12 protein-coding genes are annotated in these 12656 nt (G+C 70.2%); 10 read left to right on the top strand and 2 right to left on the bottom strand.

Features of this window, described 5'->3' with window-relative positions; genetic code table 11:
• Nucleotides 1-45 precede the first annotated feature (45 nt).
• Complete coding sequence (locus tag ACZ6B8_RS05800; RefSeq protein WP_471084343.1) at nucleotides 46-600, bottom strand: GNAT family N-acetyltransferase; 555 nt, start codon at nucleotides 598-600, stop codon at nucleotides 46-48.
• Between the two features lie 97 nt (nucleotides 601-697).
• Between ACZ6B8_RS05800 and ACZ6B8_RS05795 the strand changes: the two genes are divergently transcribed.
• Genes ACZ6B8_RS05795 through ACZ6B8_RS05785 form a run of 3 tightly spaced genes read left to right on the top strand, consistent with a single transcriptional unit; the run spans nucleotide 698 to nucleotide 3086 of the window.
• The gene (locus ACZ6B8_RS05795) at nucleotides 698-1984 is read left to right on the top strand and encodes a geranylgeranyl reductase family protein (RefSeq protein ID WP_471606366.1); all 1287 of its coding nucleotides are present in this window, start codon (nucleotides 698-700) and stop codon (nucleotides 1982-1984) included.
• Nucleotides 1981-2709: an IclR family transcriptional regulator gene (locus ACZ6B8_RS05790; protein WP_471084349.1), complete on the top strand. Its 729-nt coding sequence runs from the start codon at nucleotides 1981-1983 to the stop codon at nucleotides 2707-2709. Before ACZ6B8_RS05795 ends, ACZ6B8_RS05790 begins: the two co-directional genes overlap by 4 nt.
• Before the next feature lie 47 nt (nucleotides 2710-2756).
• A complete protein-coding gene (locus tag ACZ6B8_RS05785) occupies nucleotides 2757-3086 on the top strand; it encodes a putative quinol monooxygenase (protein WP_471084352.1) in 330 nt (109 codons plus the stop codon).
• Between the two features lie 78 nt (nucleotides 3087-3164).
• Here the strand turns inward: ACZ6B8_RS05785 and ACZ6B8_RS05780 are convergent, their stop codons facing one another.
• Nucleotides 3165-3983, bottom strand: coding sequence for a C40 family peptidase (locus ACZ6B8_RS05780; protein ID WP_471084355.1), 819 nt, complete (start codon nucleotides 3981-3983; stop codon nucleotides 3165-3167).
• 943 nt (nucleotides 3984-4926) lie between these two features.
• Here ACZ6B8_RS05780 and ACZ6B8_RS05775 point away from each other — a divergent pair.
• Genes ACZ6B8_RS05775 through ACZ6B8_RS05745 form a run of 7 tightly spaced genes read left to right on the top strand, consistent with a single transcriptional unit; the run spans nucleotide 4927 to nucleotide 12643 of the window.
• On the top strand, nucleotides 4927-5286 hold the full coding sequence (locus ACZ6B8_RS05775) for an NADH-quinone oxidoreductase subunit A (protein ID WP_266705409.1): 360 nt from the start codon (nucleotides 4927-4929) through the stop codon (nucleotides 5284-5286).
• 21 nt (nucleotides 5287-5307) lie between these two features.
• Entirely contained in the window at nucleotides 5308-5862 is a 555-nt protein-coding gene (locus ACZ6B8_RS05770) for a NuoB/complex I 20 kDa subunit family protein (RefSeq protein ID WP_355803993.1), read from the top strand.
• Nucleotides 5859-6587, top strand: a complete 729-nt coding sequence (locus ACZ6B8_RS05765; RefSeq protein WP_471606365.1) for an NADH-quinone oxidoreductase subunit C — start codon at nucleotides 5859-5861, stop codon at nucleotides 6585-6587. Before ACZ6B8_RS05770 ends, ACZ6B8_RS05765 begins: the two co-directional genes overlap by 4 nt.
• Nucleotides 6587-7921, top strand: a complete 1335-nt coding sequence (locus ACZ6B8_RS05760; RefSeq protein ID WP_355803989.1) for an NADH-quinone oxidoreductase subunit D — start codon at nucleotides 6587-6589, stop codon at nucleotides 7919-7921. The genes ACZ6B8_RS05765 and ACZ6B8_RS05760 overlap by 1 nt, the downstream gene beginning before the upstream one ends.
• Nucleotides 7922-7965: 44 nt before the next feature.
• Complete coding sequence (nuoE, locus tag ACZ6B8_RS05755; protein WP_471085037.1) at nucleotides 7966-8772, top strand: NADH-quinone oxidoreductase subunit NuoE; 807 nt, start codon at nucleotides 7966-7968, stop codon at nucleotides 8770-8772.
• Nucleotides 8772-10133, top strand: a complete 1362-nt coding sequence (nuoF, locus tag ACZ6B8_RS05750; RefSeq protein WP_471084362.1) for an NADH-quinone oxidoreductase subunit NuoF — start codon at nucleotides 8772-8774, stop codon at nucleotides 10131-10133. The genes nuoE and nuoF overlap by 1 nt, the downstream gene beginning before the upstream one ends.
• Nucleotides 10130-12643: an NADH-quinone oxidoreductase subunit G gene (locus ACZ6B8_RS05745; RefSeq protein WP_471606364.1), complete on the top strand. Its 2514-nt coding sequence runs from the start codon at nucleotides 10130-10132 to the stop codon at nucleotides 12641-12643. The genes nuoF and ACZ6B8_RS05745 overlap by 4 nt, the downstream gene beginning before the upstream one ends.
• Nucleotides 12644-12656: the final 13 nt, after the last annotated feature.

Raw genomic sequence — 12656 nt, 5'->3', positions numbered from 1 at the left:
CCCGCCACAGCCCCGGCGCGCCCGCGCGGGGCCCTGGCTACGGCCTCACCGCAGCATCAGCCGGAAACAGTGGGCGACCCGTCGCGACCCCTCGTCCCCGGGGATCCGCGGCGGAGTGGTGAATGTCTCGGCGCGCTCCATGCCGAGCCGCCGGGTCACCGCGATGGAGCGTTCGTTGCCGGCGTCGACCATCGCCACCACGCTCGGCACGCCCGCCGCCCGCAGCCGCTCGACGGTGGCCCGCGCGGCCGCCGACGCGTACCCCTTGCCCCAGGCCGCGCGGGCGAGCCGCCAGCCGATCTCGATCTCGCCGGTCGGGCCCCAGTCCCGGGGCCAGGGCTGGGCGCCCGCGAAACCGATGGGGGCGCCGCCCTCGTCGAGCACGGTCCACAGGCAGTAGCCCCGTTCGGCGTCGTGTCTGCGCTGGCGGGCGGTCAGCTCCTCGTACATCGAGAGCTCCGCGGAGGAGCCGCCGAAGAACTCCATGACCTCGGGGTCGTCGAAGAGCCGGTGCCAGACGAAGGCGTCCTCGTGGGTGGGGACGCGCAGCTGTACGGCGGGGAGGTGGAGCGCGGGCAGGGTATCGGTCTGCTCGGTCACGTGTGGCCCTTCGGCTGGCTGATCAGTACCGCCTCATAGACTGCCCATATCCCGTGCCGGTCGGCACACAGATTTCGAGCCTTGGGGAGAACCCGCCGTGACCGAGCCCCTCTCCGAACATTCCGCGGACGTGATCGTCGTCGGCGCCGGCCCCGCCGGTTCGACGACGGCGTACTACCTGGCGAAGGCCGGACTCGACGTACTCCTTCTTGAGAAGACCGCGTTCCCACGGGAAAAGGTCTGCGGTGACGGGCTCACCCCTCGCGCCACCAAGCAGCTGGTGTCCATGGGCATCGACATCTCCGAGGAGGCGGGCTGGCTGCGGAACAAGGGCCTGCGCATCATCGGCGGCGGCGTGCGGCTCCAGCTGGACTGGCCGGAACTCGCCTCGTTCCCCGACTACGGCCTCGTGCGCAAGCGCGACGACTTCGACGAGCAGCTGGCCCGTCAGGCGCAGAAGGCGGGCGCCCGCCTGTACGAGCGCTGCAACGTCGGTGAGCCCGTCATCGACGACCGCACCGGCCGCATCGCCGGCGTGCACGCCAAGATGGGCGAGGAGAAGACCCCGGTCACCTTCCACGCCCCGCTCGTCGTCGCGGCCGACGGCAACTCCTCGCGGATCTCGCTGGCCATGGGCCTGCACCGCCGCGAGGACCGCCCGATGGGGGTGGCGGTCCGCACGTACTTCACCTCGCCCCGCCACGACGACGACTACCTGGAGTCGTGGCTGGAGCTGTGGGACCGCCGCGGCCCCGGCGAGGACCGGCTGCTGCCCGGCTACGGCTGGATCTTCGGCATGGGCGACGGCACGTCCAACGTCGGCCTCGGCATCCTCAACTCCTCGAAGGCCTTCCGCGAGCTCGACTGGCGCGAGGTCCTCAAGGCGTGGTGCGCCTCGATGCCGGAGGACTGGGGCTACACCCCGGAGAACATGACGATGCCGATCCGCGGGGCCGCCCTGCCGATGGCGTTCAACCGTCAGCCGCACTACACCAAGGGCCTGATGCTCGTCGGTGACGCGGGCGGCCTGGTGAACCCCTTCAACGGCGAGGGCATCGCGTACGCCATGGAGTCCGGCCAGATCGCCGCGGACGTCATCGTGCAGGCACACGCGCGTGCCACCCCGGCCCAGCGCGAACTGGTCCTGCACAACTACCCGAAGACCCTCAAGGAGGTCTACGGCGGCTACTACACGCTGGGCCGCGCCTTCGTGAAGCTCATCGGCAACCCGAAGGTCATGAAGATCGCCACCCAGCGCGGCCTGACCCACCCGATCCTGATGAAGTTCACCCTGAAGATGCTGGCCAACCTGACGGACCCGACCGGCGGCGACGCGATGGACCGCATCATCAACGGCTTGAGCAAGGTGGCACCGAAGGCGTGAGTGCGCCGCACTCGGTGGACCGGGCGCTCGACCTCCTGGAGGCCGTCGCCCGGTCGGCGCGTCCCGTCCCCGCCAAGTCCCTCGCGCGGGAGGCGGGCTGCGCGCTGTCGACCGTGTACCACCTGATGGGCCCGCTCGTCGCGCGCGGCCACGTCGACCGCACCCCGACGGGCTATGTGCTCGGTCCGCGGGTCCCGGCCCTGTACCGCTCCTTCCGCCGGCACACGGGCCTGGACGATCAGACGTACGGAATGCTGCACGCGGTACGCCGGCTCGCGGGCGCCCACGCGTATCTCAGCGCCCGTCAGGGCGGGCGGATCGCGGTCGTCGACTCCACGGCGTCGGTGGCCGAGGGCGACCCCTTCGAGGTCGGCGTCGACCACGGCGCGCACGCCACGGCCCACGGCAAGGTCCTGCTGGCCTCCCTGGAGCGGGCCGCGCGGCGCCGCTATCTGGACGAGCACGGCCTGCCGCGGCTCACCGAGCACACCATCACGAGCCCCGACCGCTTCGAGGCCGAGCTGCGCCGGGTGCGCGCCGCGGGCGTGGCGGTGTCGGTGGGGGAAACGGACCCGGCGTACACCTGCGTGGCCGTACCGCTCGCGGACGGTGCACGGGCGCTGTCGGTCTCGCTGCCCACCGAGCGGTTCCGGGGCCGGCGGCGGGAGTTGACGCGGGTGCTGTCGCGGGCCGCACGGCACGGTTTTCCGGCAGGGCCGGAATAGCGGCGGGTCCACTTGCCGGGCGCGGCGGCCGGGCGGACGCTGGCCGCATGATTTTCATCGCCGTCAAGTTCACCGTCCGCCCCGAGCACAGCGAGAGCTGGATCGAGCGGACCGCCGCATTCACCGCCGCCACGCGCGCGGAGCCGGGCAACGTCTTCTTCGAGTGGTCCCGCTCCGTGGAGGACCCGAACCAGTTCGTGCTCCTGGAGGCCTTCGCCGACGGGGACGCGGGTGCCGCGCACGTCAGTTCCGACCATTTCAAGGCCGGCCTGGAGACGATGGGCGAGCTGATCGCCTCCGTGCCGCAGATCGTGAACACCGAGATCGAGGGCGACGGTTGGTCCGCGATGGCGGAGCTGTCGCCGAAGAACGCCTGAGCGGCGTTCTCAGGACATGCCGAGGGCCGGAACCCCCCGTGGGGAGTTCCGGCCCTCGGTCGTGGCTCTAAGGGGCCGTCAGAGGACGCGCACGGCGCCCGAGGCCGGGTAGCCCGACAGGTCCTGGATGACAACGCCCTTGCCGGGGTTGGCGGCGTCCAGGTACTGGCCGCCACCGATGTAGACGCCCACGTGGTACGCGGAACCCTTGCCGCCCCAGTAGAGGATGTCGCCGACCTGCAGGTTCGAGGTGCCGACCTCGGTACCCATCGTCGACTGGTCCTGCGAGACGCGCGGCAGGTCCACGCCCGCCTGCTTGAACGCGGCCTGCACGAGGCTGGAGCAGTCCCAGGCGTTCGGGCCCGAGGCACCCATCACGTAGGCGTCGCCGAGCTGCGCCTTGAGGAAGCTGATGACCGTGCCGACGCTGCCGCTGGCCGGAGCGGGCGCGTCCGAGGTGTCCGAGGAGGCGGACGTGGACTGCGTCGCGAGCGTCGTGCGCTCGGAGGAACGCGAGGCGCGCTCCTCCTCGGCCTTCTTCGCCGCGGCGGCCTTGGCCTTGCGCTCGGCCTCGGCCTTCTTCTCGGCCTTGGCCTGGTCTTCCTTGGCCTGCTTGGCGGCCTTGGCGGCGGCCGCGTCCTGCTCGGCGCGCGACTCGTAGGAGTCGGCGGCCTGCTGGGTGGCGTCGGCGGACTGCGCGATCTGGGCGGACAGATCGGCGGTCAGGGTGGGCATTTCGATGGTCTCGGACACCGGCTCGGCCGCGTTCGCCGTACCGGCCGCCGCGGCCACTGCCAGGGTGCTGAGGACGCCACCGGCAACTCCGGCGCGCAGGGCGATCTTGGACGCGCTGCGACGGGGCTTCCGGTGGCTGGGTATGTGAGCGGTGTGGGACATGAGAACAACCGCTATCAGGGACCCACGGTTCCCTTCAAGAAACGTGTGCTGCGCCACAGTTGTGAAATCCGGGCGTGAATCCCGGGCGTGTCGCTCTTTATTGACGCCGTAACGGGCAATGCGGACAGTGGTGATCACGCCTGTGATCATGGGTTTTCTGCGATACGTCCGAATTGCCCATGGTCTACCACCCGTTGAGCCGGTTGGCCAAGCCCGGCATATTCGAGGAAGTTGCTCGTGTGGCACAGGTCACATAAGGGTGCTCTTGGGGATCTCCCTGAGATCTCGCTGAGACATCCCTGAGATCTCCCGTGGTTTTCGGCGCCCTTCGGGGGAGGTCGGGTGCCCGGGGTGCGGCGGTCGAGTGCCGGAGATGTGCGCGTCGTGGCGGTCGCGTGCGTCGACGGTCACGGCGAGAGGTGAGCGGCCGTCAGGGGTGAGCGGCAGGCGTGGGTGAGCGGCCGTCAGGGGCGAGTGGCCGTCGGGGGTGAGTCGTCGCCGGGGATGAGCGGCTGCGAGAGGTGGGTCGCGCTCGTGAATCGGTGCACGCGTCCACATCCGTCCCCACCCGTGCCGCCAAAGTGTGAACGCGGCTCCTCTATCAAGCGAGTGAGTCCAGCGCCAATTTGCCTGTAGCCGCCACCCCTTGATAGTGCAACACGCCTTTCACCAGCGATGACGCGCTGAGATGTCACCACTGGTGATCACTCAGGCGCTTCGCGTACGAAGATCACCGCTCATCCGACTTCATGATCCTTCGTCAGGTGGTGGAGATCACAAAGCCGTTGTCGTACCCCGTGTCGCAGATCACAGACCGGCGGGCATAAGATGCGGGGCAGTTGGGCTTGTGACCTGCTTCACATGTAAGCGATCTTCGATGGGGCGCAGGGCTCGGTCCGACGCAACCGCCAACAGTCAGTGCCGACTGAGAGGAGCGAGGAGCGTGAACGCCTATGCGCCCATCCTCGTGCTGGGAGCCCTCGGGGCAGGCTTTGCGATCTTCTCCGTGGTCATGGCCACGCTTATCGGTCCAAAGCGGTACAACCGCGCGAAGCTAGAGGCCTATGAGTGCGGCATCGAGCCGACGCCGACGCCGGCAGGCGGCGGGCGATTCCCCATCAAGTACTACCTGACGGCGATGCTCTTCATCGTCTTCGACATCGAGATCGTCTTCCTCTATCCCTGGGCCGTCACTTTCGACGCCCTCGGGATGTTCGGGCTCGTGGAGATGCTGCTCTTCGTGCTCACCGTCTTCGTTGCCTACGCGTACGTATGGCGGCGCGGCGGCCTGGAATGGGACTAAGGGTCTGAGGGGTCAAAGAGCATGGGACTCGAAGAGAAACTGCCGAGCGGATTTCTGCTGACCACCGTCGAGCAGGCCGCGGGCTGGATGCGGAAGTCCTCCGTCTTTCCCGCCACGTTCGGCCTCGCCTGCTGCGCCATCGAGATGATGACGACCGGCGCGGGACGGTACGACATGGCGCGCTTCGGCATGGAGGTCTTCCGCGGCTCACCGCGCCAGGCCGACCTGATGATCGTGGCGGGCCGGGTGAGCCAGAAGATGGCGCCGGTGCTGCGGCAGGTCTACGACCAGATGCCCAATCCCAAGTGGGTGATTTCCATGGGGGTTTGCGCATCATCGGGCGGAATGTTCAACAATTACGCAATTGTGCAGGGTGTGGACCACGTTGTCCCGGTTGACATCTATTTGCCGGGCTGTCCGCCGCGCCCCGAGATGTTGTTGGACGCGATTCTCAAGCTCCACGAGAAGATCCAGAACACCAAGCTCGGCGTGAACGCGGAAGAAGCGGCCCGTGAGGCGGAGGAGGCGGCCCTCAAGGCGCTCCCCACCATCGAGATGAAGGGGCTGCTGCGGTGAGCGACGCGCACGACGAGCACCGAGAAGGCAACGGCAACGGCGTACCGGCCCCGCGCGACGAGGCCGGCGAGGTCATCGGCGTCCGCAGGGGCATGTTCGGCGCCTCGGGCGGCGGGGACACCTCCGGCTACGGCGGGCTCGTACGGACCATCACGCTGCCCGGCGCGACCTCGCGCCCCTACGGCGGCTGGTTCGACGAGACCGCGGACGAACTGGAGGGCGCCCTGGAGGAGCAGGGCCTCGTCCCGGAGAACGCGATCGAGAAGACCGTCGTCGACCGCGGCGAGATCACCTTCCACATCGCGCGCGAGCACCTCGTCCGCGTCGCCCAGACCCTGCGCGACGACCCGGCCCTGCGCTTCGAGCTCTGCACCGGCGTCAGCGGCGTGCACCTCCCCGGCGACAAGGGCCGCGAGCTGCACGCCGTCTACCACCTGCGCTCGATCACCCACAACCGGCTGATCCGGCTCGAGGTCACCGCCCCCGAGGCCGATCCGCACGTGCCCTCGCTGGTGAAGGTCTATCCGACCAACGACTGGCACGAGCGCGAGGCGTACGACTTCTTCGGCCTGGTCTTCGACGGCCACCCGGCGCTCACGCGGATCATGATGCCGGACGACTGGCAGGGGTTCCCGCAGCGCAAGGACTACCCCCTCGGCGGCATCCCCGTCGAATACAAGGGCGCCCAGATCCCGGCTCCGGACCAGCGGAGGTCGTACACCTGATGTCCACTCCACAGGGGACTTCCCCCGCTTCGCCTCGCGAGACGACCGAGGGGACCGTCTACACGGTCACCGGCGGCGACTGGGACGAGGTCGTCCGCTCCGCCGCCAAGGCCGACGACGAGCGCATCATCGTCAACATGGGCCCGCAGCACCCGTCCACGCACGGCGTGCTCCGGCTCATCCTGGAGATCGAGGGCGAGACCGTCTCCGAGGCCCGCTGCGGCATCGGCTACCTGCACACCGGCATCGAGAAGAACCTCGAGTACCGCACGTGGACGCAGGGCACGACGTTCGTCACGCGCATGGACTACCTGACGCCGTTCTTCAACGAGACGGCGTACTGCCTCGGGGTCGAGAAGCTCCTCGGCATCGAGGACCAGATCCCGGACCGCGCCTCGGTGATCCGCGTGCTCCTCATGGAGCTCAACCGCCTCTCCTCGCACCTGGTGTGCATCGCCACCGGCGGCATGGAGCTCGGCGCGACGACGATCATGATCTACGGCTTCCGCGATCGTGAACTCGTTCTCGACCTCTTCGAACTCATCACCGGCCTGCGCATGAACCACGCGTACGTCCGCCCCGGCGGGCTCGCCCAGGACCTGCCGCCCGGCACGGTGGACCAGCTGCGCGAGTTCGTGAAGAAGATGAAGAAGAACATCCCCGAGTACGACAAGCTCGCCACCGGGAACCCCATCTTCAAGGCCCGCATGCAGGACGTCGGCTATCTCGACCTCGCCGGATGCATGGCGCTCGGCGCCACCGGGCCGGTCCTGCGCTCCGCGGGACTCCCGCACGACCTGCGCAAGACACAGCCCTACTGCGGTTACGAGAACTACGAGTTCGACGTCCCGACCGCCGACACCTGCGACTCCTACGGGCGCTTCCTGATCCGCGTCGAGGAGATGCGGCAGTCGCTGCGCATCGTCGAGCAGTGCATCGACCGGCTCGCCCCCGGGCCCGTCATGGTCGAGGACAAGAAGATCGCCTGGCCCGCCCAACTGGCCCTCGGGCCGGACGGACTCGGCAATTCGCTCGACCACATCAAGAAGATCATGGGCACCTCCATGGAGTCCCTTATCCACCACTTCAAGCTGGTGACCGAGGGGTTCCGGGTCCCGCCGGGCCAGACGTACACCGCGGTCGAGTCGCCCAAGGGCGAGCTCGGCGTGCACGTCGTCTCCGACGGCGGCACCCGCCCCTACCGGGTCCACTTCCGCGACCCGTCCTTCACCAACCTGCAGGCGATGGCGGCGATGTGCGAGGGCGGCCAGGTCGCCGACGTCATCGTCGCCGTCGCATCCATCGACCCCGTGATGGGAGGCGTCGACCGGTGACCAGCACCCCCTCTTCCGAGCAGGGCACGGGCGTCAGCCTGGGCATGCCCCAACTGCCCGCCCCCGACTACCCGGCCGATGTACGGGCCAGGCTGGAGACGGACGCCAAGGAGGTCATCGCCCGCTACCCCGACTCCCGCTCCGCGCTCCTCCCGCTGCTGCACCTCGTGCAGTCCGAGGAGGGCCACGTCACGCGCACGGGCATGCAGTTCTGCGCCGACGTGCTGGGCCTGACCACCGCGGAGGTCACGGCCGTCGCGACGTTCTACACCATGTACCGGCGCAAGCCCTCCGGCGACTACCAGGTCGGCGTCTGCACCAACACGCTCTGCGCCGTCATGGGCGGCGACGCGATCTTCGACGAGCTCAAGCAGCACCTCGGCGTCGGCAACGACGAGACGACCGAGGACGGCAAGATCACCCTTGAGCACATCGAGTGTAACGCCGCCTGCGACTTCGCCCCCGTGGTGATGGTCAACTGGGAGTTCTTCGACAACCAGACCCCCGAGTCCGCCAAGCGGCTCGTGGACGACCTGCGCGCGGGCACCCCGGTCGCCCCCACGCGCGGGGCGCCGCTCTGCACGTACAAGGAGACCGCCCGGATCCTCGCGGGCTTCCCCGACGAGCGGCCCGGGGCCGTCGAGGCGACCGGCGGCGCGGGCCCGGCCTCGCTGATCGGTCTGCGCCTGGCCAAGGGCGAGGCCGCCCAGCCGCGCGTGGTCCACCCGCGCACCGGAGGGCCGCAGGACGAGACGCCCCCCGAGCACCTCAGCTCGCACGACGCACCGCAGCAGACCTCGGCATCCGACCCGGCGCACCCGGCAGGACCCACCGCCGAGGAGGGGGAGTGATGACCTTGGCAGCCGAGATCGACAACGAGACCAGCCCGGAGAAGCTGCTCGCACCGGTCCTTTCGGCCTTCTGGGACGAGGAGAAGTCCTGGACGCTGGAGACCTACCGGCGGCACGAGGGGTACGAGGGCCTGCGCAAGGCGCTCGCCATGGACCCCGACGACCTCATCGCGTACGTGAAGGACGCCGGCCTGCGCGGCCGCGGCGGCGCGGGGTTCCCCACCGGGATGAAGTGGCAGTTCATCCCGCAGGGAGACGGCAAGCCGCACTATCTAGTTGTCAACGCCGACGAGTCGGAGCCCGGGACCTGCAAGGACATCCCGCTCCTCTTCGCGAACCCGCATTCCCTCATCGAGGGGATCGTGATCGCGTGCTACGCGATCCGTTCGTCGCATGCCTTCATCTATCTGCGGGGTGAAGTCGTCCCCGTACTGCGGCGGTTGCACGAGGCCGTCCGCGAGGCCTACGCGGCGGGATACCTCGGCAAGAACGTGCTGGGCAGCGGGCTCGATCTGGAACTCACCGTGCACGCGGGCGCGGGCGCGTACATCTGCGGTGAGGAGACCGCGCTGCTCGACTCGCTCGAAGGCCGCCGTGGTCAGCCGCGACTGCGTCCCCCCTTCCCTGCGGTCGCGGGCCTCTACGCGTGCCCCACTGTGGTGAACAACGTCGAGTCCATCGCATCCGTTCCCGCGATCCTCCAGCGCGGCAAGGACTGGTTCAAGTCGATGGGCAGCGAGAAGTCGCCCGGCTTCACGCTCTACTCGCTCAGCGGCCACGTCACCAGCCCCGGCCAGTACGAGGCGCCGCTCGGCATCACGCTGCGCCAGCTGCTCGACATGAGCGGCGGGATGCGCGCCGGACACCGGCTCAAGTTCTGGACGCCGGGCGGCTCCTCGACCCCGATGTTCACCGACGAGCACCTCGACGTCCCCCTCGACTACGAGGGAGTCGGCGCCGCCGGATCGATGCTCGGCACCAAGGCGCTCCAGTGCTTCGACGAGACCACGTGCGTCGTGCGGGCGGTGACCCGCTGGACGGAGTTCTACGCCCACGAGTCCTGCGGCAAGTGCACGCCCTGCCGCGAAGGCACGTACTGGCTGGTGCAGTTGCTCCGGGACATCGAGGCCGGCAAGGGCGTCATGGCCGACCTCGACAAGCTGAACGACATCGCCGACAACATCAACGGCAAGTCCTTCTGCGCCCTCGGCGACGGCGCGGCCTCGCCGATCTTCTCCTCACTGAAGTACTTCCGCGAGGAGTACGAGCAGCACATCACCGGCAAGGGCTGTCCCTTCGACCCGGCCAAGTCGACTCTCTGGGCCGACAGGCCCTCGGAAAGCGCGCAGGTGAACGCATGACAGTGACCACGAACAGCGCTCCCTCCGGGGGCGGGGAGGCGGCGGTCCCGCCGGAGGACCTGGTCTCGCTGACCATCGACGGCATCGAGATCAGCGTCCCCAAGGGGACGCTCGTGATCCGGGCCGCCGAACTGCTCGGCATCGAGATCCCGCGCTTCTGCGACCACCCGCTGCTCGACCCGGCCGGCGCCTGCCGCCAGTGCATCGTGGAGGTGGAGGGCCAGCGCAAGCCGATGGCGTCCTGCACCATCACGTGCACCGACGGCATGGTGGTGAAGTCGCAGCTGACCTCGCCCGTCGCGGAGAAGTCGCAGCGCGGCGTGATGGAGCTGCTGCTCATCAACCACCCGCTGGACTGCCCGGTCTGCGACAAGGGCGGCGAGTGCCCGCTGCAGAACCAGGCGATGCAGGTCGGCGACGTGGACACCCGCTTCGAGGGCAAGAAGCGGACGTACGAGAAGCCGGTGCCGATCTCCACCCAGGTGCTGCTCGACCGCGAGCGGTGCGTCCTCTGCGCGCGCTGCACCCGGTTCTCCAACCAGATCGCCGGCGACCCGATGATCGAGCTCATCGAGCGCGGCGCCCTCCAGCAGGTCGGCACCGGCGAGGGCGATCCCTTCGAGTCGTACTTCTCCGGGAACACCATCCAGATCTGCCCGGTCGGCGCGCTGACCTCGGCGGCGTACCGCTTCCGCTCCCGCCCCTTCGACCTGGTGTCGTCGCCCTCGGTGTGCGAGCACTGCGCGGGCGGCTGCGCGACCCGCACCGACCACCGGCGCGGCAAGGTCATGCGGCGGCTCGCGGCGGACGACCCCGAGGTCAACGAGGAGTGGCTGTGCGACAAGGGCCGGTTCGGCTTCCGGTACGCGCAGCGTCCCGACCGGCTGACCACCCCGCTGGTGCGCAACGCCGCGACGGGTGAACTGGAGCCCGCCAGCTGGCCCGAGGCCCTCGACGTCGCCGCCCGCGGTCTCGCGGCGGCGCGCGGCCGGGCCGGTGTCCTCACCGGTGGCCGGCTCACCCTGGAGGACGCCTACGCGTACAGCAAGTACGCGCGCGTGGCGCTCGACACCAACGACATCGACTTCCGCGCGCGCGTGCACAGCAGCGAGGAGGCCGACTTCCTGGCGGCGAAGGTGGCCGGACGGGGCCGGGACCTCGACGGCCGCGGCGTCACATACGCCCTCCTGGAGAAGGCGCCCGCGGTCCTGCTCGCCGGGTTCGAGTCCGAGGAGGAGGCGCCCGGCGTCTTCCTGCGGCTGCGCAAGGCCTGGCGCAAGCACGGCCAGCGCACCTTCTCCCTCGCGCCGTTCATGACCCGCGGCCTGGCGAAGGCGGGCGGCACGCTGCTGCCGGCGGCGCCGGGCACCGAGACCGAGTGGCTGGACGCGCTCGCCGCGGGCGTGGGCCTTCAGGCGCCGGGCACCGAGGCCTCCGAGGCGCTCCGCGCCGAGGGCTCGGTCATCGTCGTCGGCGAGCGGCTCGCGGCCGTGCCCGGCGGGCTCACCGCCGCCGTACGGGCCGCCGCGGCGACCGGCGCGCGGCTGGTGTGGATCCCGCGCCGGGCGGGCGAGCGCGCCGCCGTCGAGGCGGGCGCCCTGCCGTCGCTGCTGCCCGGCGGGCGCCCGGCCACCGACCCGCGCGCGCGGGACGAGGTCGCGGCCGCCTGGGGCGTCGCCGAACTGCCGCACCGCTACGGCCGCGACACCGGCCAGATCGTCGAGGCCGCCGCGACCGGTGAGCTCGGCGCGCTCCTGGTGGCGGGTGTGGAACTCGCCGACCTGCCGGACCCCACGCGCGCGCGTGCGGCGCTCGACGAGGTCGGGTTCCTGGTCTCCCTGGAGCTGCGGCCCAGCGAGGTGACGGAGCGGGCGGACGTGGTCCTGCCCGTCGCCGCGGTCGCCGAGAAGCCCGGCACCTTCCTCAACTGGGAGGGCCGGGTGCGGATGTTCGACGCCGCGCTCAAGCCGGACCAGATGACGCGCCGACTGGCGCCCACCGACGCGCGGGTGCTTCACATGCTGGCCGACGCGGGCGACATCCACCTCGGCCTGCCCGACCTGCTCACCCTGCGCCGCGAGGTGGAGCGGCTCGGCGGCTGGGACGGCCCGCACGCGAGCGAGCCCCTGGAGACGGCGGTCCAGCCGCCGCGGCCCGCCGCCGGCGAGGCCGTCCTCGCGGGGCACCGCATGCTGCTCGACCAGGGCCGCCTCCAGGACGGCGACGAGGCGCTGGCCGGCACGCGGCACGCGGCCCTCGCGCGCGTGTCGGCGGCCACCGCGGCCGAGGCGGGCGTGAAGGACGGCGACCTGCTGGCCGTCACCGGCCCGGTGGGGACGACCGAACTCCCGCTCAGCATCACCGAGATGCCCGACCGCGTGGTCTGGCTGCCGCTGAACTCGACCGGGGGAGGCGTCACGTCGGACACCGGCGCGCGCCCCGGCGATCTCGTCCGCATCGGCCCGGCGGTCCTGCCGGAGCCCATCGAGGCCCCGGAGGTGACGTCGTGACGCACACGCTGGT

This window comes from Streptomyces sp. NPDC041122 (genome assembly GCF_055592445.1).
Note: the sequence above shows the minus strand (reverse complement) of the source record. Positions and strands in the feature narration are given on the sequence as shown.

What these genes read in the sequence shown, in the direction of transcription:
- ACZ6B8_RS05785 (WP_471084352.1), top strand. Translation starts at nt 2,757, where the DNA reads ATGATTTTCATCGCCGTCAAGTTCACCGTCCGCCCCGAGCACAGCGAG.
- ACZ6B8_RS05780 (WP_471084355.1), bottom strand. Translation starts at nt 3,983, where the DNA reads ATGTCCCACACCGCTCACATACCCAGCCACCGGAAGCCCCGTCGCAGC.
- ACZ6B8_RS05770 (WP_355803993.1), top strand. Translation starts at nt 5,308, where the DNA reads ATGGGACTCGAAGAGAAACTGCCGAGCGGATTTCTGCTGACCACCGTC.
- ACZ6B8_RS05760 (WP_355803989.1), top strand. Translation starts at nt 6,587, where the DNA reads ATGTCCACTCCACAGGGGACTTCCCCCGCTTCGCCTCGCGAGACGACC.
- nuoE (WP_471085037.1), top strand. Translation starts at nt 7,966, where the DNA reads ATGCCCCAACTGCCCGCCCCCGACTACCCGGCCGATGTACGGGCCAGG.
- nuoF (WP_471084362.1), top strand. Translation starts at nt 8,772, where the DNA reads ATGACCTTGGCAGCCGAGATCGACAACGAGACCAGCCCGGAGAAGCTG.
- ACZ6B8_RS05745 (WP_471606364.1), top strand. Translation starts at nt 10,130, where the DNA reads ATGACAGTGACCACGAACAGCGCTCCCTCCGGGGGCGGGGAGGCGGCG.